Annotated in this window: 26 protein-coding genes; 15 read left to right on the forward strand and 11 right to left on the reverse strand. The window is 68.3% G+C overall.

The window, feature by feature from the left end:
- Positions 1-224 precede the first annotated feature (224 nt).
- Together ACMUOO_RS03480 and ACMUOO_RS03485 are read left to right on the forward strand one after the other, a co-directional pair.
- On the forward strand, positions 225-1,043 hold the full coding sequence (locus ACMUOO_RS03480; RefSeq protein WP_301917570.1) for a sulfotransferase family protein: 819 nt from the start codon (positions 225-227) through the stop codon (positions 1,041-1,043).
- Positions 1,044-1,077: 34 nt separating this feature from the next.
- On the forward strand, positions 1,078-1,815 hold the full coding sequence (locus tag ACMUOO_RS03485) for a phosphatase PAP2 family protein (protein WP_301917571.1): 738 nt from the start codon (positions 1,078-1,080) through the stop codon (positions 1,813-1,815).
- A gap of 43 nt (positions 1,816-1,858) precedes the next feature.
- On the opposite strand, the gene ACMUOO_RS03490 is transcribed toward ACMUOO_RS03485, so the two are convergent.
- The 3 genes from ACMUOO_RS03490 to nth form a co-directional block, all read right to left on the reverse strand.
- Positions 1,859-3,067, reverse strand: a complete 1,209-nt coding sequence (locus tag ACMUOO_RS03490) for a S8 family peptidase (RefSeq protein ID WP_301917572.1) — start codon at positions 3,065-3,067, stop codon at positions 1,859-1,861.
- 117 nt (positions 3,068-3,184) lie between these two features.
- Positions 3,185-4,177, reverse strand: a complete 993-nt coding sequence (locus tag ACMUOO_RS03495; protein ID WP_301917573.1) for an adenosine kinase — start codon at positions 4,175-4,177, stop codon at positions 3,185-3,187.
- Entirely contained in the window at positions 4,174-4,818 is a 645-nt protein-coding gene (nth, locus tag ACMUOO_RS03500) for an endonuclease III (RefSeq protein ID WP_301917574.1), read from the reverse strand. The genes ACMUOO_RS03495 and nth overlap by 4 nt, the downstream gene beginning before the upstream one ends.
- Positions 4,819-4,945: 127 nt before the next feature.
- On the opposite strand from nth, the gene ACMUOO_RS03505 reads away from it, so the two are divergent.
- From ACMUOO_RS03505 to ACMUOO_RS03525, 5 genes are all read left to right on the forward strand, one after another.
- Positions 4,946-5,962, forward strand: coding sequence for a Hint domain-containing protein (locus ACMUOO_RS03505; protein WP_301917575.1), 1,017 nt, complete (start codon positions 4,946-4,948; stop codon positions 5,960-5,962).
- 67 nt (positions 5,963-6,029) lie between these two features.
- Positions 6,030-6,881 (forward strand): bifunctional helix-turn-helix domain-containing protein/methylated-DNA--[protein]-cysteine S-methyltransferase, encoded by an 852-nt coding sequence (locus ACMUOO_RS03510; RefSeq protein ID WP_301917576.1) that lies wholly within the window; start codon positions 6,030-6,032, stop codon positions 6,879-6,881.
- Positions 6,882-6,994: 113 nt separating this feature from the next.
- Complete coding sequence (locus tag ACMUOO_RS03515; RefSeq protein ID WP_301917577.1) at positions 6,995-7,657, forward strand: OmpA family protein; 663 nt, start codon at positions 6,995-6,997, stop codon at positions 7,655-7,657.
- A gap of 101 nt (positions 7,658-7,758) precedes the next feature.
- On the forward strand, positions 7,759-8,529 hold the full coding sequence (locus ACMUOO_RS03520; protein ID WP_301917578.1) for a FadR/GntR family transcriptional regulator: 771 nt from the start codon (positions 7,759-7,761) through the stop codon (positions 8,527-8,529).
- A gap of 130 nt (positions 8,530-8,659) precedes the next feature.
- Positions 8,660-8,923, forward strand: a complete 264-nt coding sequence (locus ACMUOO_RS03525) for a hypothetical protein (protein ID WP_301917579.1) — start codon at positions 8,660-8,662, stop codon at positions 8,921-8,923.
- 15 nt (positions 8,924-8,938) lie between these two features.
- On the opposite strand, the gene ACMUOO_RS03530 is transcribed toward ACMUOO_RS03525, so the two are convergent.
- The 6 genes from ACMUOO_RS03530 to ACMUOO_RS03555 all read right to left on the reverse strand — a co-directional run bounded on the left by ACMUOO_RS03530 (position 8,939) and on the right by ACMUOO_RS03555 (position 12,080).
- Positions 8,939-9,385 carry a GNAT family N-acetyltransferase gene (locus ACMUOO_RS03530; RefSeq protein ID WP_301917580.1) on the reverse strand — a complete coding sequence of 149 codons (447 nt, stop codon included), beginning with the start codon at positions 9,383-9,385 and terminating at the stop codon, positions 8,939-8,941.
- 69 nt (positions 9,386-9,454) lie between these two features.
- Positions 9,455-10,015 (reverse strand): F0F1 ATP synthase subunit B, encoded by a 561-nt coding sequence (locus tag ACMUOO_RS03535; protein ID WP_301917581.1) that lies wholly within the window; start codon positions 10,013-10,015, stop codon positions 9,455-9,457.
- 4 nt (positions 10,016-10,019) lie between these two features.
- Complete coding sequence (locus tag ACMUOO_RS03540; RefSeq protein ID WP_301917582.1) at positions 10,020-10,607, reverse strand: F0F1 ATP synthase subunit B'; 588 nt, start codon at positions 10,605-10,607, stop codon at positions 10,020-10,022.
- 82 nt (positions 10,608-10,689) lie between these two features.
- Positions 10,690-10,929 (reverse strand): F0F1 ATP synthase subunit C, encoded by a 240-nt coding sequence (locus ACMUOO_RS03545; protein ID WP_263720507.1) that lies wholly within the window; start codon positions 10,927-10,929, stop codon positions 10,690-10,692.
- 48 nt (positions 10,930-10,977) lie between these two features.
- Positions 10,978-11,748, reverse strand: a complete 771-nt coding sequence (locus ACMUOO_RS03550) for a F0F1 ATP synthase subunit A (protein WP_301917583.1) — start codon at positions 11,746-11,748, stop codon at positions 10,978-10,980.
- 2 nt (positions 11,749-11,750) lie between these two features.
- Positions 11,751-12,080 carry an AtpZ/AtpI family protein gene (locus tag ACMUOO_RS03555; protein WP_413854870.1) on the reverse strand — a complete coding sequence of 110 codons (330 nt, stop codon included), beginning with the start codon at positions 12,078-12,080 and terminating at the stop codon, positions 11,751-11,753.
- A gap of 228 nt (positions 12,081-12,308) precedes the next feature.
- Here ACMUOO_RS03555 and ACMUOO_RS03560 point away from each other — a divergent pair, with 228 nt between their 5' ends.
- Positions 12,309-12,656 carry an ArsR/SmtB family transcription factor gene (locus ACMUOO_RS03560; protein ID WP_301920109.1) on the forward strand — a complete coding sequence of 116 codons (348 nt, stop codon included), beginning with the start codon at positions 12,309-12,311 and terminating at the stop codon, positions 12,654-12,656.
- 50 nt (positions 12,657-12,706) lie between these two features.
- Here ACMUOO_RS03560 and ACMUOO_RS03565 read toward each other — a convergent pair whose 3' ends face one another.
- Both ACMUOO_RS03565 and ACMUOO_RS03570 read right to left on the reverse strand, forming a co-directional pair.
- On the reverse strand, positions 12,707-13,582 hold the full coding sequence (locus ACMUOO_RS03565) for a DMT family transporter (protein WP_301920110.1): 876 nt from the start codon (positions 13,580-13,582) through the stop codon (positions 12,707-12,709).
- A gap of 35 nt (positions 13,583-13,617) precedes the next feature.
- The gene (locus ACMUOO_RS03570; RefSeq protein WP_301920111.1) at positions 13,618-14,499 is read right to left on the reverse strand and encodes a LysR family transcriptional regulator; all 882 of its coding nucleotides are present in this window, start codon (positions 14,497-14,499) and stop codon (positions 13,618-13,620) included.
- A gap of 224 nt (positions 14,500-14,723) precedes the next feature.
- Between ACMUOO_RS03570 and ACMUOO_RS03575 the strand changes: the two genes are divergently transcribed.
- The 7 genes from ACMUOO_RS03575 (at position 14,724) to rpsP (ending at position 19,281) form a co-directional block, all read left to right on the forward strand.
- Positions 14,724-14,999 (forward strand): hypothetical protein, encoded by a 276-nt coding sequence (locus ACMUOO_RS03575; protein ID WP_301920112.1) that lies wholly within the window; start codon positions 14,724-14,726, stop codon positions 14,997-14,999.
- 295 nt (positions 15,000-15,294) lie between these two features.
- Positions 15,295-16,830: a signal recognition particle protein gene (gene ffh, locus ACMUOO_RS03580; RefSeq protein WP_301920113.1), complete on the forward strand. Its 1,536-nt coding sequence runs from the start codon at positions 15,295-15,297 to the stop codon at positions 16,828-16,830.
- Positions 16,827-17,336 (forward strand): GNAT family N-acetyltransferase, encoded by a 510-nt coding sequence (locus ACMUOO_RS03585; RefSeq protein ID WP_301920114.1) that lies wholly within the window; start codon positions 16,827-16,829, stop codon positions 17,334-17,336. The genes ffh and ACMUOO_RS03585 overlap by 4 nt, the downstream gene beginning before the upstream one ends.
- Positions 17,333-17,860 carry a GNAT family N-acetyltransferase gene (locus ACMUOO_RS03590; RefSeq protein WP_301920115.1) on the forward strand — a complete coding sequence of 176 codons (528 nt, stop codon included), beginning with the start codon at positions 17,333-17,335 and terminating at the stop codon, positions 17,858-17,860. Before ACMUOO_RS03585 ends, ACMUOO_RS03590 begins: the two co-directional genes overlap by 4 nt.
- The gene (locus tag ACMUOO_RS03595; RefSeq protein WP_301920116.1) at positions 17,857-18,432 is read left to right on the forward strand and encodes a GNAT family N-acetyltransferase; all 576 of its coding nucleotides are present in this window, start codon (positions 17,857-17,859) and stop codon (positions 18,430-18,432) included. The genes ACMUOO_RS03590 and ACMUOO_RS03595 overlap by 4 nt, the downstream gene beginning before the upstream one ends.
- 136 nt (positions 18,433-18,568) lie before the next feature.
- Positions 18,569-18,865 carry a chorismate mutase gene (locus tag ACMUOO_RS03600; RefSeq protein WP_291335915.1) on the forward strand — a complete coding sequence of 99 codons (297 nt, stop codon included), beginning with the start codon at positions 18,569-18,571 and terminating at the stop codon, positions 18,863-18,865.
- A gap of 53 nt (positions 18,866-18,918) precedes the next feature.
- The gene (gene rpsP, locus ACMUOO_RS03605) at positions 18,919-19,281 is read left to right on the forward strand and encodes a 30S ribosomal protein S16 (protein ID WP_301920117.1); all 363 of its coding nucleotides are present in this window, start codon (positions 18,919-18,921) and stop codon (positions 19,279-19,281) included.

The raw sequence follows: 19,281 nt of genomic DNA on the forward strand, positions 1-19,281 counted from the left end.
CGGCCGTCAGCCGTTCGGCCTGACGGATGATCCCCTCGGGGTCCTTGTGACAGAGAAGAATGAAGGCGATCCTTGCCATTTGGGAACCTGTTAACCGACCGGCAATGGATTGTTGAGGGATTTCGGTTTATGAGCCGTTGAAAAGACCGCTTTTCATTGCGTTTTGGGCCGCAATTCGCGGTCAGGATGCCCGATGCGCGACAGGATGAGGAGACACGGGCGAAATGGGTTTTCCCGGCACATGGATGACGGAAAGCGAAAGCATGGTCTATCGCGTGGTGCCGAAATGCGCCTGCTCGACCATCGGCCAGATCATGTTCTTCTCCGACCACGGCCGCTTCTACGACGGCGACATCCACGACGCGGCCGAGGGCTTGCACAAGTGGAGCCAGGAGGCCAGCCAGCCGCTGATCGAGGCCAACGTGAAGGCGCACCGGAGCTATGCCTTCACCTGCGTCCGCAATCCCTACACGCGCATCCTGTCGTCCTTCTTCGACAAGATCTGCGGCATCCAGAGGAACGGCAAGCGCTATCGCGGCAACCTCGTGCCGATGCTCGTCCAGAAATACGGGGTGGAGGTCGGCAGTCCCGAGGACGGGTTCGAGTTCGACCAGATCCGGTCCTTCCGCCGCTTCCTCCTCTTTGCCCGCGACACGATCCGCTGGCGCCGGCCGATGGAGCCCGACATCCACTGGTCCGCCATGTCCGGCCACATCGCCACCTACATCGTGAACGGCGGAAGCTATGACCACATCTTCTTCACCGAGCGTTTCGACGCCGGGATGCAGACGGTGCTCGACCATGTCGAGACGGCGCAAAAGGTGGACCTCGCTTCCATTCCGCGCTTCAACGAAAGCGAAGGCCACGGGCCGAAACGGGTCCATCCGGTCGAGGACTACTTCGACGACCTCGCGATGCACCTGATGTGGGAAATCTACCACAAGGACTTCCAGCTCTTCCGCTACGACTTCGACAATCCGGCCAACAAGGTGCCCACGGGCGAGGTCGACCTTGCCGAGGTCCACGCCAAGCTCGGGCGGTAGACCCGGCGGCGCCAGGCTGGCATGGTGCGGCACCATGACCCGCCTTGCGACCCTCAGCCAACGGATCGCGCGCCGCGCCGCCGCGGTCGAGCTTGGCCTTGCCGTTGCCCTCGCCCTCGCCGCCGCTGCGCTCTGGGCCTTCGCCGAACTGGCCGAAGAGGTCATGGAGGGCGAGACCCGGGCCTTCGACACCGCCATCCTGCTCGCGCTCCGGATCCCGGGCGATGCCGCCGACCCGCTCGGGCCACCCTGGCTGGAGGAAATGGCCCGCGACGTGACCGGGCTTGGCGGCCTTGGAGTCCTGACCTTCCTCACGCTCGCGGCGGCGGGGCTCCTCTGGCTGCAGCGCAAGCACGGGACGGCGCTCTACGTCCTCGCCGCCGTCGGCAGCGGGGTGACACTCAGCAACCTGGCCAAGGCGTTCTTCGACCGGCCGCGGCCCGATCTCGTGCCGCACGGCTCGCTCGTCTACACCGCCTCGTTCCCCTCGGGTCATTCGCTGATGGCGGCGGTCGTCTACCTCACCCTCGCGGCGCTCGTCGCGCGGAACTTCCGCGAACGGCGGCTCCGCGCCTATGTCGTGGCTCTCGCCGTCCTCGTCACGCTCGCCGTCGGCGCGAGCCGTGTCTACCTCGGCGTCCACTGGCCGACCGACGTCCTCGCCGGCTGGGCGGCGGGCGGGGCCTGGGCCCTGGCTTGTGCCGCCCTCGCCCGGACGCTCGCGCGCCGGGGCGCGATCGAGCCGGCGGATGACGGTCCGGCGCCCGGATGAGGCGGCGCGGCAGGCGCGGGCACACCGCCCCCGCCGCGTTCCGTCAGGAAACGGCGGCCGTCGGCGCCTGCACCAGGCCCTGCCCGCGGTCGGCGGTATCGACGCCGGGCGCGAAGGGCGTCCGCACCGCGCTGGCCAGAAGCCGCGCCTCCACCGCGCGGCTGGTCAGGGGCAGGCTCGCCGCACCGAGCGCCTGCCACCAGAGTGCCGTCACCCCGGCGACATGCGGGCAGGCCATCGACGTCCCGTTCAGCGACTTCAACCCGCCGCCCGGCCAGGCCGAGACGACGCCCACGCCCGGTGCAGAAACGACCGGATTGGTATTCGAGAAGGGCGCGACCGTCAGCCCGTTCGCGCCCTCGGCCAGCGCGCCGACCGACACGACGCCGAGTGCCGCCGCAGGGACCGAGGCGCTGACCTCGAAGTCGGGGGCGATCTGCCGCTCGCTTTCGTTGCCGCTGGCCGCGCAGACGACGGTGCCGCCATTGAAATCCACCTTGGCGCGCATGAGGTCCATGAGGCTGTCGAAGACCCTGAGGTTCATCCGGTAGGCTTCGAGCGCGATCGAGGTCGCGAGCGCGACTGGCAGGCCGTTCACCGTCACGAGCCGGTCGGCAAGACCGGGGAAGTCGAATCCGAGCGACATCGAGATCACCCGCGCGTTCTCCTCGGAGGCCCAGTTCATCGCGGCAAAGAGCATCTCGGAACCGCCAGAGCCGTCGGCGCCGAGCACCTTGCCGATCAGGGCCTCGGTCACGCCGGGCGCGACGCCGATCCGGGTGCCGCCGACGTCGCGGCCGAAGATCGTGCCGGCGCAGTGGGTGCCATGGCCGTGGCCGTCGCCATTGCCCGATCCGGTGAAGTCCTTCTGGATCAGGTTGACGCCCGCGAAGGCCGGGTGGGTCGCGTCGATCCCGGTGTCGAGCACGGCGACGCGCACGCCTGCGCCGTCGAAGGGGCTGGCGGTGGCGCCGACGCGCGCCACCCCCCAGGTCGGCGCCCCGGCGGAAGCGGCGGTGGGGGCACCCCGCGGCTCGATCAGCCGGATCGGCATCGCCCGCGCGACAGCGACGACCTCCGGGTCGCGCGCCGCCCCGCGCAGCTCGGCCGAGGACAGATCAGCGGTCTCGACGCGCGGTTCGGGTGGCAGGTCCAGACGGCCCGCCGCCGTGCCGAAGGGTCCGGGCCTGGGGTATATGGCTTCCGGGCGCATGCCCCGGCTGGCATCCCGGAGGATGACGAACTTTTCCATGGCTTTCTCCAATGACTTCGAAAAATACCGTCACGCAGCGTGCCGCGTCTCCGGCTCGCTACCTTGAAACTCTACCACAAGTTGCACGAGTCGGGCAAACGCACCCGGCGCGACGGATCAGATCAGTCCATTCGAGCGGAACAGAGCCTTGACGTCGGCCTCGGGGCGAGCGCCGAAATGGCTGATCACCTCGGCCGCGGCGATGCAGCCCATGCGCCCCGCCTTGGCCAGAGGCTGGCCGGTGGCCAGGCCATAGAGGAAACCGGCGGCGAACTGGTCCCCGGCCCCGGTGGCATCGACCGGCACGACGCGGTGCACCGGCACCTCCACCCTCTCCTGCCCGCGGATGAGGATCACGTCGGCGCCCGAGCGGGTGCAGACGACGGTGCCGCATTCGGCGTGGGCCTGGGCCAGCGCCGCTTCGAGGTCGGCCGTCTGGTAGAGCGAAGTCCATTCGTGCTGGTTGCCGATGACATAGTCCATCTCGTCGCGCACCAGCCGGCGGAAGTCGGCGCGGTGACGGTCCACGCAGAACGGATCGGACAACGCGATCCCGGCCTTGCCGCCGCCTTCGTGGCAGGCGGCGGCGGCCTTGCGGAAGGCGGCCTTGCCGTGGTCCTTGTCGAAGAGATATCCCTCGAGGAAGAGGTAGTCGCTCGTCCTCACGACACCGGCGTCGAGGTCGTCGGGCCCGAAATCCGCGCCGGCGCCGAGATAGGTGTTCATCGACCGCTCGCCATCGGGCGTCACGAAGATCATGGAACGCGAGGTCGGCAGCGGTTCGGCCGCGACCGGCGGATTGGGGAAGTCGGTGCCCTCCGCCTCCAGCGACTTCGCGTAGAAACGCCCCAGCGCGTCGTCCTTCACCCGACCGACGAAGGCGGTCTTCAGGCCGAGGTTGCCAAGCCCTGCCAGCGTGTTGCCGACCGAGCCCCCCGGAGCCTGCGTCCGCTCCTTCATCGCGGCATAGAGCGTCTCGCCCCGCTCGCGGTCCACAAGCTGCATGATCCCCTTCTCGATCCCCATCCAGTCGAGGAAATCGTCGTCGCACTGGGTCAGCACGTCCACGATGGCGTTGCCGATGCCGACAACCTGGTAGCGCTTGGTCACTGGGTCTTCTCCTCGTAAGGACAGAGATCGCGAATGAAACAGGCGCCGCACTTCGGCTTGCGGGCGACGCAGATGTAGCGGCCGTGCAGGATCAGCCAGTGGTGGGCGTGGCGCTGGAACTCCACGGGCACGTTGTCCTCGATGGCGCGTTCCACCGCCAGCACATCGCGGCCAGGCGCGATTCCGGTGCGGTTGGCGACCCGGAAGACATGGGTATCGACCGCCTGCGCGGGAAAGTGGAACCACATGTTCAGCACGACATTCGCCGTCTTGCGCCCGACCCCCGGCAGCGTCATGAGCGCCGCGCGGGACGAGGGCACCTCGCCGCCGTATCGCGCCACGAGGATCTGCGACAGCCGCATCACGTTCTTCGCCTTCTGGCGGAAAAGCCCGATGGTCTTGATGTGCGCGATCAGCCCCTCCTCGCCGAGGGCGAGCATCTTCTCGGGCGTGTCTGCGACGGCGAAAAGCGCGCGCGTGGCCTTGTTCACGCCGGCGTCCGTCGCCTGCGCCGACAGCGCCACGGCGACGAGAAGCGTGAAGGCGTTCAGATGCTCAAGTTCCCCCTTCGGTTCCGCCTCGGCGGCGTGGAAGCGGGTGAATATCTCGCGGAGCGTCTGGTAGTCGAGCGCATGGTCCATGGCGCGGGTATGCAATGCCCCGGGGCGCACGGCAAGTCGCGACAATTCGAACGATTTTGCGGGCGTCCGGTTAACCAGGTTTTCGGGCCACCCTCCCCATCCTGCCGGCAAGCAAAGGCAGGCTGCGATGATCCACGAATATTACGCCTACAAGCCATCGGCGCTCGCCTACGACGCGACGACGCATACCCTCACCCTGTCATCCGCCTACAACCACGAGACAGACCGGGTTCTGGTCACCATCAACGACAATGACGGCTATCTTGACGGCGACGTCAGCGCGGACGAGGTGGGCAGCGACGCCGACCAGACGGCCGTCGTCACCTCGATGAGCGGCAGCGTGATAGCCTCGGGCCGGGTCTATGACGAAAGCTTTTCCGCGTTGTCCGGGCCCGGCGGCATCGTGATCGAGGTCGACCAGATCGAGATCGGCGGCAAGGTCGTCGGCTTTTTCTCAACCAGCCCGTTGACGCCGGGCACGGCCTATCCGGTCACCGGCACCTACAATGTCAGCGCGCCGAACAACACCGCGCTGACCTATTCGCAGGTCGCCTCGGTTCCCTGCTTTGCCTCGGGCACGCTGATCGCGACGCAGCGGGGCGAGGTCGCGGTGGAGCGGCTCAGCCGGGGCGACCGGCTGCTGACGCTCGACAACGGATATCCGCCGGTGCTCTGGACGGGACGGTTCCTTGCGGGCGGCGCGGCGTTGCCGACGACGCGTGTCACGGTGCCGGCGGGGGCGCTCGGGGAAGGCCGGCCGCATCGCAGGCTGACCGTCACCGGCTGCCACCGGCTTCTGGTCGATGGCGCGGAGGTGGCGCTGCTCAGCGGGGAGCACGAGGCGTTCGCCGCGGCGGGGCAACTGGCCGGACCCTGGGGCCTTTCCGCATCCGAAGCGGCGGCGGGGGAGGCTTTCCACCATGTCCTTCTGCCCCGGCACGAGGTGATCCTTGCCAACGGGGCATGGTGCGAATCCCTCTTCGCCTCGGCAGAGGGGCTGGCTGGCCTCGGCGCCGATGCCGTCGCCGAGGTCCTCGCGCTTGCTGGTGAGGGCCACAAACAGACAGCACGGCTCTGCCTCAGGCGTCATGAGGTTGCACGTCTGGCCCTCTGCCGGCCGCGCAGGTCCGCGCTGGCCGCCTGAGCAAAGCGCAACATCCGGGTCGCACCCCGGGCCGTCGTGGCCTAGTCTCGTCTCTGAGGAGACTGCCATGCCCACCGACCAGAGTCCCGAAGACCGCTACCACTACGCCGTGATCGCCCGCGCGCTGAAGGCCATCGACGACGCCGGCGGCGCCCCCCTCGCGCTCGACGACCTGGCCGAGCGGCTGTCGATGAGCCCGGCGCATTTTCAGCGCGTCTTCACCCGGTGGGTCGGCGTCAGCCCCAAGCGCTACCAGCAGTACCTGACGCTCGACCACGCAAAACGCCTTCTCACGGAACGCCGCACGCTACTCGACGCCGCGGACGAGGCGGGGCTGTCCGGCACGGGGAGGCTCCACGACCTCTTCATTCGCTGGGAGGCGATGAGCCCCGGCGAGTTCGCCAAGGGAGCGGAGGGGCTGACGATCCGCTGGGGCTGGTTCGAAAGCCCCTTCGGCCCGGCTCTCGTGATGGGTACCGATCGCGGCATCTCGGGCCTCGCCTTCGCCGGTGAAACCGGGACCGAAGCCGCCATGGCCGACCTTCGCGGCCGCTGGCCGAAGGCGCGTTTCGTCGAGGACCCCATGGCGCTCCGTCCCTGGGTGCTCGCCGCATTCGGTTCGGCGAACGCGCCCGCACCCGTCTTTGCCATCGGCGCCCCGTTCCAGATCAAGGTCTGGGAGGCGCTCATCGCCATTCCCCCCGGTCATGTCGCGACCTACACCGACATCGCCCGGCGGGCGGGCTATCCGCAGGCGGTGCGCGCCGTCGGAACCGCCATCGGCCGCAATCCGGTGAGTTGGCTCATCCCCTGCCACCGCGCCATCCGCAAGACCGGCGGGCTCGGCGGCTATCACTGGGGACTGCCGGTGAAACGCGCGATGCTCGCCTGGGAATCGGCCCGCGTCGAGGCCGGTTGAGGCGGCTGCCAGGATGCGCGGATTGTCGCCGGAACCGCTTTTCTGATCGGGCGTTATTGCCTAACAGCGGCTAATCTCCGATCAGAAGCCAAACAACAAGCGGAGCAGCTTCCATGCGATTTTCCAGGACCCTTCTCGGCGGTGCCGTCGTGGCCGTGCTACTGGCCGCCTGCACCCCGGTCGACCAGTATTCGGCCGATCCGAACCAGCGCACCAAGGAAGGCGCGCTGACGGGTGCCGGGATCGGCGCGCTCGCCGGCATCCTCACCGGCGACGGTGGCAAGGACAAGCTCGACCGCGCCGTCGTCGGCGCCGCGATCGGCGGTCTCGCGGGTGGGGTCGTCGGCTCCAACCTCGACCGCCAGGCGCGCGAACTGCAGGCCGAGATCAGCGACAGCCGTATCCGCATCATCAACGAGGGCAACCAGCTTCGGGTGGTGATGCCCGAGGGCCTGCTCTTCGCCACCGACAGCGCGACAGTGCAGGGTTCGATCCAGAATGACCTCTACGCGGTCGCCGACAACCTCAACCGCTACCCGAACACACGGGTGGAGATCGTGGGCCACACCGACAACACCGGCTCGGCCGCTTACAACCAGGACCTGTCGCAGCGCCGGGCCATGGCCGTGGCGGCGATCCTGCGCGGTGCGGGCGTCGCGGGCGGGCGCATCGTCGCCTATGGCCGGGGCGAGGACCTGCCGGTGGCGTCGAACCTGACGCCCGAGGGCCGGGCGCAGAACCGCCGGGTGGAAATCCTGATCATCCCGCAAGGCTGACGGGGTTCGGCATGCGTGCGGAGGCCGGGCCGATGGCCCGGCTTTTTTATTGTCGCATATTCCCGGTGGTCATATGATCTGACCAATTTGCGGAGATTGCGATGCCCTTCCAGAAGGTCGAACCGGAGAAACTGTCGCAAAGCGTCGTGCGCCAGATCGAGGGGTTGATCCTGCGCGGCATCCTCCGTCCCGGCGAACGGCTGCCGTCCGAACGCGACCTCGCCGACCGGCTCGGAGTCTCGCGCCCGAGCCTGAGGGAGGCCGTCGCCGACCTGCAGGAGGCCGGGCTTCTGACCACCCGGGCGGGCGCGGGCATCTATGTGGCCGAGGTCCTCGGCTCGGCCTTCTCGCCCGCGCTGGTGCGCCTCTTCGAGCGTCATGACGAGGCGGTGAACGACTACCTCGCCTTCCGCCGCGATCTGGAAGCGCTGGCCGCCGAGCGGGCGGCGCGACGGGCCTCGGACACCGATCTGACGGTGATCGACGCCATCTTCGCCAAGATGGAAGCCGCGCACCAAAAGCGAGACCCGGCCGACGAGGCGCGGCTCGACGCAGAGTTCCACATGGCGATCATCGAGGCCAGCCACAACGTGATCATGCTGCACATGATGCGGTCGATCTTCGACCTCCTGCAGCAGGGCGTCTTCTACAACCGCCAGGTCGTGTTCCGTCAGAAGACCACCCGCGGCATGCTCCTCGCCCAGCATCGCGCGATCCGCGACGCGCTGCTTGCACGCGACCCCGCTGCCGCACGGGCCGCGGTCGAAAACCACCTCGACTACGTGGCCCGCGCGCTGGACGACGACCGCAGGGCGCAGCGCAACGAGGCTGTGGCCCGGCTCAGGATCGCGCAGGAGGACGCACGCGGCTAGAATCGGGGCGTCGATGCCGCGGCGTCAAGGACGTCAGGAGTGCCAATCGCAGCTTGACAGGCGCCGGTTCGCCGCCGAACGATTTCGGCGCGGGCGATCTTCGCGCGTGCAACAAAGGTGGGACAGTACGATGGAACAGATTCTTTCCCAATTGATCGGCGGGGCCGTCGGCGGCCTCGGCGGCGGCAAGGTCGTCAAGGACGCCGACATGGGCAACATCGGCAACCTGATTGCCGGTGCGCTCGGCGGCATCGGCGGCGGCCAGCTCATCGGCGGGCTTCTCGGCAGCGGAACCGACATTGCCGCGCTCGCGGGCAACCTCGTCGGCGGCGGCGTCGCCGGCCTCATCGTACAGGTCGTCGTCGGCCTGGTCGTGAAGAAGCTGCGGGGCTGAGCACCGCGCCCGGAGTCAGAGCCGGACGTCGTAGGTGACCCACTTCGTCCGGTCCGCCAACCGGTCGTAGACGGCGCGGGCGCGATAGTTGTCCTCGGCGGTGATCCAGCGGATCACCGTCCACCCGCGCGACCGGCCCTCGGCCGCCACCGCGCCGATGAGCGCATCGGCCACGCTCCGGCCGCGCGCCTCGGGGGGCACGAAGAGATCGTCGAGAAACCCGCCGACCGACGCCGAAAGCGGCCGGGCGAACGCGCGGAAATGGGCAAGCCCCGTAAGCCCGCCGTCCTCGTCCTCGGCCACGAAGGCCTCGGTCTCGTGCGCGGGATCGAGGATCCAGCCCCAGACGCGGGCGCGCATCTCGGGCGTCTGCGCGACACCGTAGAACACCGCATAGCCCTCATAGAGCCGTTCCCACGCTTCCCTGTCGTCCTTGACCGGCCGCCGGATCGTCACTGCCATCGTTGCGCCCCCCCGGGAATGCCAAACCCGGCGCTGCGGCCGGGTCTCGCGTCGCATCTTGCGGTCAGGTCAGTGCAGCCGCGTCTCGACCTCGCCGATCGACGCCTCGACCAGCTTGTTCTTCTCGGCCGCGGTCATCTTCGCCGCGATGAGGTCGCCCGCGGCCGCAACCGCCACGCTCACCGCGCGGTCGCGCACCTCCCGCACCGCCGACGCCTCGGCCGAGGCGATCTGATCCACCGCGGCGGCGAGCCGCCGCGCGATGGAGGCCTTTAGATCGGCCTTCGCCTGCTCCGCCGCGGCAAGCGCCTCGCGCTTCGCGGTCTCGACGATGCGGTCGGCCTGCTCCTGCACCTCCTTATGCTTGCGCTCGTAAGAGGCCAGGATGGACCGCGCCTCGTCATGCAGGGCGCGCGCCTGGTCGAGCTCCGCCTTGATTCCCGCGGCGCGCTTGTCCAGAAGCCCGCCGATCAGCGCCGGCACCTTGAAGTAAAGAAGGACGCCGATGAAGATCAGGAAGGCCACGAGCACGACGAAGTTCGTGTTGCGCAGCGAGAGGAACGGCCCGCCCGCCGCGAAGGCCGGGCTTGCCAGAAGGGCGGGAAGCGTCGAAAGCAGAATCCGGTTCATCGCATCACCCCTTCAGCCTGCTTGCCACGGCGTCGTCGACGGCGCCCGCGTCCGCCCTGCCGCCGAACGCGGCGACGATGGCCTCGGCGGTTTCCTTGGCGACGACAGCGACATTCTCCGCCGCTCCGGCGCGGATCTCCTCGATCCGCTTCGCACTTTCGGCCGCCTTCGCGGCGATTTCCGCATCGGCCTTCGCGGTGGCCTTGTCGAGATCCTTCTGGATCTCTGCCCGCGCCTCGGCGACGATCTTGCCCGCCTCGGTCCGCGCGTCGATCAGCGCCTGGTTATAGGCCTTCTCGGCCGCCTCGGCCTTCTGCTTCAGCTCCTCGGCCGCGGCGATGTCGCTGGTGATCTTGCCCTGCCGGTCGGCGAGGATGCCACCGATCCGCGGCAGCGCCACGCGCGACAGCACAAGATAGATCAGCACGAGTGCCACGGCGAGCCAGAAGATCTGGTTGCCGAAGGTCGAGAAATCGAGTTGCGGCATGCCAGCGGACTGCGCGGCGTGCCCTGCGGCCTCGGCGGCGTGGCCGGTTGCCTCGGTCACGGCTTCGGTGACGGCCCCGGCGGCCTCTGTTGTGGTGTTTGCCATCTCGGCCCCCTCGAAACCTTGATTACAACCCGGATGGGCGCGGCTCTGCCCCCATCCGGCCGTAAGGATGGTCAGGGAAGGCTCAGACGGCGAACATCAGCAGGAGCGCGACGAGGAACGAGAAGATCCCGAGCGCTTCCGCGAAGGCGATGCCGATGAAGAGCGTGGCGGTCTGGCCGGCCGCGGCCGAGGGGTTCCTGAGTGCGCCGGCGAGGAAGTTGCCCGCGACGTTGCCCACCCCCATGGCGGACCCGCCCATGCCGATGCAGGCAAGGCCCGCACCGATGAATTTGCCGAGGGCCGCTGCTGCTGCGAGTTCCATGTCGTTACTCCTTACGGTTGGATTTTCTGCGTGGGTGGAAGACCGGCGTCAGTGGTGCGGATGCAGCGCATCCTTGAGGTAGACGCAGGTCAGGATCGTGAAGACATAGGCCTGGATGAAGGCCACGAGGATTTCGAGCGCATACATCGCCACGATGGCGAGGATCGAAAGCGGCGTCACCGCGATGCCGATGCCCGAGATGAGGACGAGCGGCGCGAAGGCCGCGAAGACCTTGATCACCGCGTGGCCGGCCATCATGTTGCCGGCAAGTCGGATCGAGTGGCTGACGGGCCGCACGAAGTACGAGATCACCTCGATCAGCGCCAGCACCGGGCGCAGCGCCAGGGGCGCCGAGGAAACCCAGAAGAGGCCGAGGAAACCCGCGCCGTTCTTGACGAAGCCGACGATGGTCACGGTCAGGAACACCGCCACCGCCATGACCGCCGTCACGGCGATGTGGCTGGTCGTCGTGAAGGCACCCGGAACGAGGCCGAGGAAGTTCGCGAAGACGATGAAGAGGAAGAGCGTGAAGATGTAGGGGAAGAACTTCAGCCCGTCCTTGCCGGCGACATCCTCGACCATCTTGTGGACGAAGCCGTAGCCGAGCTCGGCCACCGACTGCAACCGCGTAGGGATGATCGCCCGGCCGCGGGTGCCAAGCACGAAGAGCGCGAAGATCGCCAGAAGCGTGAGCGCCATCCACAGCGTCGCGTTGGTGGGAGTGTACCAGTGGATCGGGCCCTCGCCGAAGAGCGGCTGGATCTTGAACTGGTCCATCGGATGGAACGTGAGGCCTTGGCTGTGCTCTTCCGTCGCCACGTCTATTCCCCTTCGTCACTGGCGGGCCTGCCCGCCTGCTTCTCGTCCTGGATTTCCCTGGCGGTGCGAAGCATCGTCTTCACCCCGGCCACGAAGCCCAGCAATGTGAACAGCACCAGGAAGAGGGGCAAGGTCCCCAGGAGGGTATCCAGCCCGTATCCGATGCCGAAGCCGATCCCGAGTCCCGCGACCAGCTCGATCACCATCCGCCAGCCTTGGCTCGCGGCCGAGAAATGCTCGTCCCCGCGCGGGGTGCGGGCCTGGTCCTTCCGTGCCGCCGCCAGCTTCTCCTCAAGCGCCTTCAGGCGATCGGGATCGGGCTCGCCGGACATGGAAAGGCCCCCTCGGTCAGTTGCGCGATGACTAAGGCCGGCCCGTGCCCGAGTCAATCGCCGAAATCGCCAAGGCTTGCGGGCACAAACAACTGGAAAGACTGCATATTTCTTGCAGCCACCGACGCCGCCATGACCCTACCCCGGCGCCGGAGCCGACCGTTAGCGCCCGCAGGCATATTCAACCTTCCGGTTGACGATCGCGGGCCGAGGCCGCAGGAAGGGACGATGATCCCGCGGCCCGCCTCCTCGCTCGACCTCGTCTTCGCCGCCCTCGCCGACCCGACGCGGCGGGCGATCCTGACCATGCTCCTCGAGGACGACATGGCCGTGACCGACGTCGCCGAACCTTTCGCCATGTCGCTCGCCGCCATCTCCAAGCACCTCGCAATCCTCGCCGAGGCCGGGCTCATCAGCCAGGAAAAGCGCGGCCGGGTGAAGTGGTGCAAGCTCGAACCCGACGCGATGCGCACGGCCACGGTCTGGATCCAGGGCTTCGGCCAGTTCGACCCGGTGGATTTCGACGCCTTCGAACGCTTCCTCGCCGCTGAACTCCCGGGGGAGGCGGAAGGCTGAGCCCCCCTCCTTCTTTGCGGCAAGTGCCACCGCCGCAGGCACCCGCCGGCTCAGCCCGTGCGCTCCTCCTTCATGAGGAGTGCCAGCGCTAGGACCGTCAGCGCCACTCCTGCCATGACCAGCGCCGGCGGCGATGGCTGGCCCAGCGCGACCTCCCACAGGATCACCCAGGCCGGCACCAGATAGGTATATGCCATGACCTTCGACGCCGGCAGGCGCAGCGTGGCGTATTGCAGGAGGACGAAGGTGACGGCCGAGGCGAAGACCGAGGTGTAGAGAAGCGTCACCCAGACGATCCCCGGCAGCGCGGTCCAGTCGGTCGCGCGGATCGCGCCCCAGCCCCAGAGGGTGGTGACGGCCGTCCCCGCGACGATCATGCCGAAGGTGAAGACCAGGGGATGTTCGCCGCGGTTCAGTTTCCGCACCATCGGGGTATAAAGCGCATGTGCCACGCAGCCGGCGAAATATACCGCCTCGCCCCGGCCCACGCGGAAGCCGAACATGGCCTGCCAGTCGGCCCGGAAGATGATCCAGAGCGCGCCGGCCGCGCCGATGGCCAGCGCAAGCGCGATCCGCGACGTCGTCACCTGCCGGAGGAGGAGGAAGCCGAACCCTGCCGAAAGGACCGGCGTCAGCGTGAAGACGGCCGCCGCCGAGACAGGGGCGGCGGTCTTCAGCCCCTCGAACATCAGGACGAAATATGCCGCGAAAAGACTGCCGAGCACGGCATAGCGCCAGGGCGCCCGCGCCGCCAGCCGCGGCAATCCCGTCGTCAGGAGCGCCGCCGCCCCGATGATCACGCCGGACAGCAGGAAGCGCAGCGCGGTGAAGGCCACGGGCGAGACCGCGTTCGCCATCATCGCGCCCAGCGGGAAGGAGCCGGCGACGAGCATCGAGAAAAGCGCCATCGCCAGATGGCCGCGCAAGGGCGCCCCGTGGAGTCCGCCGCCGCGCACCGGTCTCAGTCCATCCCGCAGCGCTTCGCGTCTTCCTTCACCGCCTTCAGAAAGAGCTGGATGCGCGGCGTGCGGTGCAGATCGACATGGGTGACGAGCCAGAGCGGGGTCTCCCATTCCGGGCGGTTCGGCATCGCCACGACCAGCCCCTCCTGCGCGCGCGCTTGCATGGCCGGCAGGAAGCCGATCGCCGCGCCGGCGCGGATCGCGTCGGCCGCCACGTTCGCCTCGTTGGTGCGGAAGGTGATCGCCTCCTCGGGCACACGCTCGGCCAGCCAGCGGTGGAAGGTTGCGCGGCTCTCCGGATCGGCCGGCCCGACGAAGCGGTGCCGGCCAAGGTCGTCCTCGCCCTCGGGCAAGCCATGGGCGGCGACATAGGCCGGACTCGCATAAAGCGCGACGCGGCGGGTGCAGAGCGGCTGGACGACATTGTCGGGGTCCTGCGGCCGGCCGCCGGCACGTATGGCGACATGCGCCTCGCCATATTCCAGCCGGAAGAGCCGCGGGTCGCTGAGGTAGCGGACCCGCAGCCCCGGATGCTCGGCCTGCAGCCGGACGAGCGCGGGCGTCACCAGTTCGGAAAGCCCCGGGATCGAGGTCACGACGAGTTCGCCGGAAATCTCGGTCGTGGTCCCGGTGATACGGGCGGCGAGATGGGCGAACTGGTCCTCGGTCGCCCGCGCCACCTTCAGAAGCTCCTGCCCCGCCTCGGTCGCCGTGTAGCCGCGCGGATGTCGCTGGAAAAGCTTTGCGCCGAGGCGGGCCTCGAGCGCGTCGATGTGGCGGATGACCGTGGCGTGGTGGACGCCCAGCACCTCCGCCGCGCCCGAGACGGTGCCGATGCGCGCCACCTGATAGGCCGTCCGCACCTCGTCCCAGCTCTCCATCTGGCAACTCCTTGAAATCACGAAATAGATCACGAAACGATCACGAAGAAGTACTGTGCGCTCGTGAACACACCAGGGTGTAGATTGGCCGTTTTCCCGGATTGTTCAACACCTATCTCTTCCTTGCCAGCGCCGATGACGCTCCCTCGTATCGCCGCGACACCGGCCACGCCGGTCTCCATCGAAACGCGGGCTGTGGCCCGCAGATACTGAAAGGACAGAACATGAAAACGAAACTCGCGCTTTCCGCCCTCGCCGTCGTGATCGCCGCCCCGGCCTTCGCCAGTTCCACCCAGCTCGAGCTTTCGGCCGGCGTTCCGGCGGGCGTCTACACCGTCGGCCAGGCTGGCGAGATCGCCTCGGCGGAAACCGCCGCCGACGCGCTGCGCCTGAAGAAGTTCTACGCCGCCCAGAACGCGGGCGAAGTTGCGCGCAGCGATTTCTCGGCCGATGCCGGCATGGGGACCATGCTGCGCCTCGGCGGGTCCGATCGCCGCTGAACGGCAGCAGTCACCTCATACGGCAAGGGCACGCGGTCATCCGCGTGCCCTTTCCTTTTCGCAACGGGGCGTATCCGCACCCCGGACCGTTCCGCAACCCGGGCCTTTTCCTTGACACCGCGCGGCAAGGCGCGTAAGGCGCGGCCAATCCGGCAGCCCGAAAGAGCTTCCGGTCCCCGGCCAGACCGGGGATCGCCATCCGTCAGCGCGTCGCGCCCACGGGTGCGTTTTGCGTTTGGCGCCCCCCGTGACTATCTCGGGGACGCAAGGATGAACCGGCCAAGGAGGGCCCGCGATGTTCGAGAACCTGTCAGAACGCCTCGGTAGCGTCTTCGACCGGCTGACGAAGCAGGGCGCGCTTTCGGCCGAGGACGTGAAGACGGCGCTCCGCGAGGTCCGCGTGGCGCTTCTGGAGGCCGACGTCTCCTTGCCCGTCGCGCGCGACTTCGTGAAGGCGGTCGAGGCGAAGGCCACCGGCGCGGCGGTGACAAAATCGGTCACCCCCGGCCAGCAGGTGGTCAAGATCGTCCACGACGCGCTCGTGGACGTGCTGCGGGGCGCCGAAGACCCGGGGGCTCTCAAGATCGACAACCCGCCGGCGCCGATCCTGATGGTGGGCCTTCAGGGCTCGGGCAAGACGACGACGACGGCGAAACTCGCCAGGAGGCTCAAGGACCGCGAGAAGAAGCGCGTGCTCATGGCCTCCCTCGACACCAACCGCCCGGCGGCGATGGAGCAACTCGCGATCCTCGGCCAGCAGATCGGCGTGGACACCCTGTCCATCGTGAAGGGCGAGACGGCCGTCCAGATCGCGAAGCGCGCCAAGCAGCAGGCGACATTGGGCGGCTACGACGTCTACATGCTCGACACCGCCGGGCGGCTGCACATCGACGAAGTGCTGATGGACGAGGTGCAGGCCGTGCGCGACGTCGCCAGGCCGCGCGAGACGCTTCTGGTGGTTGACGGCCTCACCGGTCAGGACGCCGTGAACGTCGCAACCGAGTTCGACGGCAAGGTCGGCATCACCGGCGTCGTCCTGACGCGGATGGACGGCGACGGTCGCGGCGGCGCGGCGCTTTCCATGCGCGCGGTCACCGGCAAGCCGATCCGCTTCGTCGGCCTCGGCGAGAAGATGGACGCGCTCGAGACCTTCGAGCCGGAGCGTGTCGCGGGCCGCATCCTCGGGATGGGCGACATCGTCGCCCTCGTCGAAAGGGCGCAACAGACGCTGGAGGCCGAGCAGGCCGAGCGGATGATGAAGCGCTTCCAGAAGGGCCTCTTCAACATGAACGACCTCAAGGGGCAGCTCGACCAGATGCTGAAGATGGGCGGCATGCAGGGAATCATGGGGATGATGCCCGGCATGGGGAAGCTCTCCAGACAGATGGACGAGGCCGGCTTCGACGACAGTGTTCTCCGCCGCCAGATCGCGCTCATCAACTCGATGACGAAGAAGGAACGCGCCAACCCCGACCTGCTGCAAGCCTCCCGCAAGAAGCGGATCGCGGCGGGCGCGGGGCTCGACGTGGCCGAACTGAACAAGCTTCTGAAGATGCACCGCCAGATGGCGGACATGATGAAGAAGATGGGCAAGGGCGGGATGCTGAAGCAGGCCATGAAGGGGATGTTCGGCAAGGGCGGAATGCCCGACCCCTCGAAGATGAGCCCCGAGGAACTCGATGCGATGGCCAAGGGCGTGCAGGAGGGCATGGCGGGCGGCAAGCTGCCGGGCGGCCTTGGCGGCATGGGCGGCGGTCTTCCCGGTGGCCTCGGCGGGATGAAGCTGCCGGCCGGGCTTTCCGGGCTTGGCGGCATGGGTCGGAAGAAGTGATCGCCCCCACGCTCCATACGGCGCGGCTGACGCTCCGCATGCCGAAGCTCGCGGACTTCGAGCATTGGGCGGCCTTCTTCGCCTCCGACCGATCGCGGTTCGAACGCGGGCCGATGGGCCGGGTGGAGGGGTATCGCGCCTGGGCAGCCGATGTGGCGCTCTGGCCGCTGCGCGGATACGGCGCCTTCGGCCTCGATGACCGGGCCACCGGTGCCTATGTCGGCGAGGTCGGCATCTACCAGCCCGAAGGTTTCCCCGAGGCGGAACTCGGCTGGTTCGTCATCCCCGAAGCCGAAGGCAAGGGCTACGCGGCCGAGGCCGCCCGCGCCGTCATCGACTGGGTGCGTGCGACCTTCGGCTGGGGCCGGCTCGTCTCCATCATCGACCCCGCGAACGCGCGTTCGCTCGCGCTCGGCCTGCGCATCGGCGGCGTGATCGACCCGACGCTTCCCGGCGTGGACCCGGGCGACGTGGTGATCCGCCATGACCTCGGGGGGCGCGGATGAGGTTCCGTTCCGGCGCGCCCACGCTCTACAGTGACCGCCTGACCCTCGGTCCGGTCCGCGATGACCATGCCGATGCCTTCATGGACTTCTGCACCACCGACGCCGCGCGCTTTATCGGCGGACCGACCGACCGCGAGGATGCCTGGGTCGGCGTCGCCATGCAGGCCGGGCAGTGGACGCTGCGAGGTTACGGCACGTTCTGGGTAAGCGAGACGGCGACCGGCACGCCGGTTGGACGGGTCGGCATCTTCCACCCCGGCTGGCGCAGCGAACCGGAGCTAAGCTGGGTGATCTACCCCGCTTTCCAGCACCGCGGCTACGCGACCGAAGCCGCGGAAGCCGTGCGCGACTGGGCCTACGACACGCTGGGTTTCGGCCCGCTGATGAGCCTGATCGACCCGGCCAACACGGCCTCCGAACGCGTGGCCGATCGGCTTGGCGCGCGCAACGAGGGGCCTCACCGGACGGATGTGCCAAAGGTCGTGAACCGCTGGCGCCACCCGGGACGGGAGGTCCGCGCATGATGCACGCGTGGGAACGGCCATCCACCGGTGCCGCGGCAGCTCAGGCCGGGGCGATGTCCGATCTCGTGCCCGTGCTTGGCACCGAACGGCTCGTCCTGCGCGCGCCCCTGATCGGGGATTTTCAGCCCTATGCCGGCATCTTCATGTCGGGCCGCGCGGCCGGCCTCGGCGGGCCCTTCGACCGCGAGGGGGCATGGAACGATTTCTGCGAGGCCGTCGCGGGCTGGATGCTGCGTGGCATGGGCCTCTGGACCATCATCGAGCGCGAGGGCGGGGTGGTGCTCGGCTTCGGCTACCTCTGGCAGGAATACGGCGACCCGGAGCCGGAGATCGGCTGGGTTCTGACCGAGGCGGCGGAAGGCAAGGGCTACGCGCGGGAAGCGGCGGAAGCGATCCGCGCCCATGCCTTCGACACGCTCGGCATGGCGACAGTGGTCAGTTACGTCGACCACGACAACGGCCGCTCCATCGCGCTCGCCGAACGGCTGGGCGCGGTGCGCGATCCCGGGGCGGAGGCCGCGATGGCGGACCCCGTCCGCGTCTACCGTCACCGCCCGGAGGGCCGCGCATGACCCTGCCGCTTCGCCGTTGCCAGAATACCCGGTGCAAGGTTGCTGCCCCGCGCGTGCTGTCGGGACGGAAGACCGACGCGAAACCGACGCAGGCAAGGCCGGAAGCCGACGCCCGGAACCGCAAGAGGAGAGCCGAATGACCGACGCCACCGCCCGCGCCGCGGCGCTTCTCAAGGAACACCGCGAGTCGATTGACCGGCTTGACGCGATCCTCGTCTACACGCTCGCCGAACGCTTCAAGCACACCCAGTCGGTGGGCCGGCTGAAGGCGACGCACGACCTGCCGCCCTCCGACCCGGTGCGCGAGGCAGAGCAGATCGCAAGGCTGGAAAGGCTGGCCGAGGAAGCCGACCTCGATCCGGAATTTGCCAGGAAATTCCTGAACTTCGTCATCAGCGAAGTGATCAGGCACCACGAGAGACTACAGAAGTAACCGAAGGATAGCAGGCACCCGCCTGTTCAAGAGCCAGCGATAGGAGAACTGACATGGCTATGAAGATCCGCCTCGCCCGCGGGGGCTCCAAGAAGCGCCCCTACTACTCGATCGTCGCCGCCGACTCGCGGATGCCCCGCGACGGCCGCTTCATCGAGAAGCTCGGCACCTACAACCCGCTTCTCCCGAAGGACAGCGAGGACCGCGTGAAGATGAACATGGAGCGCGTCCAGCACTGGCTGGCCCAGGGCGCCCAGCCGACCGACCGCATCGCGCGGATGCTGGAAGCCGCTGGCGTGCGGGAGAAGGCGACCCGCGCCAACATGAAGAAGGCCGAGCCGGGCGACAAGGCGAAGAAGCGCGCCGAGGAGAAGGCCGCGAAATCCGCCAAGGCCGAGGAAGCGGCGGCCGAGTAA

Source organism: Albidovulum sp., from assembly GCF_041919395.1.
In the GTDB taxonomy this organism is placed as follows: Bacteria; Pseudomonadota; Alphaproteobacteria; order Rhodobacterales; family Rhodobacteraceae; genus Albidovulum.

Bases quoted from the DNA above. Each gene is read 5' to 3' on its own strand.
- ACMUOO_RS03590 (WP_301920115.1), top strand. From the start codon at position 17,333: ATGAGGTTCCGTTCCGGCGCGCCCACGCTCTACAGTGACCGCCTGACC.
- ACMUOO_RS03540 (WP_301917582.1), bottom strand. From the start codon at position 10,607: ATGGCAAACACCACAACAGAGGCCGCCGGGGCCGTCACCGAAGCCGTG.
- ACMUOO_RS03555 (WP_413854870.1), bottom strand. From the start codon at position 12,080: ATGTCCGGCGAGCCCGATCCCGATCGCCTGAAGGCGCTTGAGGAGAAG.
- ACMUOO_RS03530 (WP_301917580.1), bottom strand. From the start codon at position 9,385: ATGGCAGTGACGATCCGGCGGCCGGTCAAGGACGACAGGGAAGCGTGG.
- nth (WP_301917574.1), bottom strand. From the start codon at position 4,818: ATGGACCATGCGCTCGACTACCAGACGCTCCGCGAGATATTCACCCGC.
- ACMUOO_RS03595 (WP_301920116.1), top strand. From the start codon at position 17,857: ATGATGCACGCGTGGGAACGGCCATCCACCGGTGCCGCGGCAGCTCAG.
- ACMUOO_RS03600 (WP_291335915.1), top strand. From the start codon at position 18,569: ATGACCGACGCCACCGCCCGCGCCGCGGCGCTTCTCAAGGAACACCGC.
- ACMUOO_RS03520 (WP_301917578.1), top strand. From the start codon at position 7,759: ATGCCCTTCCAGAAGGTCGAACCGGAGAAACTGTCGCAAAGCGTCGTG.
- ACMUOO_RS03570 (WP_301920111.1), bottom strand. From the start codon at position 14,499: ATGGAGAGCTGGGACGAGGTGCGGACGGCCTATCAGGTGGCGCGCATC.
- ACMUOO_RS03505 (WP_301917575.1), top strand. From the start codon at position 4,946: ATGATCCACGAATATTACGCCTACAAGCCATCGGCGCTCGCCTACGAC.
- ACMUOO_RS03515 (WP_301917577.1), top strand. From the start codon at position 6,995: ATGCGATTTTCCAGGACCCTTCTCGGCGGTGCCGTCGTGGCCGTGCTA.
- ACMUOO_RS03510 (WP_301917576.1), top strand. From the start codon at position 6,030: ATGCCCACCGACCAGAGTCCCGAAGACCGCTACCACTACGCCGTGATC.
- ACMUOO_RS03485 (WP_301917571.1), top strand. From the start codon at position 1,078: ATGACCCGCCTTGCGACCCTCAGCCAACGGATCGCGCGCCGCGCCGCC.
- ffh (WP_301920113.1), top strand. From the start codon at position 15,295: ATGTTCGAGAACCTGTCAGAACGCCTCGGTAGCGTCTTCGACCGGCTG.
- ACMUOO_RS03490 (WP_301917572.1), bottom strand. From the start codon at position 3,067: ATGGAAAAGTTCGTCATCCTCCGGGATGCCAGCCGGGGCATGCGCCCG.
- rpsP (WP_301920117.1), top strand. From the start codon at position 18,919: ATGGCTATGAAGATCCGCCTCGCCCGCGGGGGCTCCAAGAAGCGCCCC.
- ACMUOO_RS03560 (WP_301920109.1), top strand. From the start codon at position 12,309: ATGATCCCGCGGCCCGCCTCCTCGCTCGACCTCGTCTTCGCCGCCCTC.
- ACMUOO_RS03480 (WP_301917570.1), top strand. From the start codon at position 225: ATGGGTTTTCCCGGCACATGGATGACGGAAAGCGAAAGCATGGTCTAT.
- ACMUOO_RS03525 (WP_301917579.1), top strand. From the start codon at position 8,660: ATGGAACAGATTCTTTCCCAATTGATCGGCGGGGCCGTCGGCGGCCTC.
- ACMUOO_RS03575 (WP_301920112.1), top strand. From the start codon at position 14,724: ATGAAAACGAAACTCGCGCTTTCCGCCCTCGCCGTCGTGATCGCCGCC.
- ACMUOO_RS03535 (WP_301917581.1), bottom strand. From the start codon at position 10,015: ATGAACCGGATTCTGCTTTCGACGCTTCCCGCCCTTCTGGCAAGCCCG.
- ACMUOO_RS03545 (WP_263720507.1), bottom strand. From the start codon at position 10,929: ATGGAACTCGCAGCAGCAGCGGCCCTCGGCAAATTCATCGGTGCGGGC.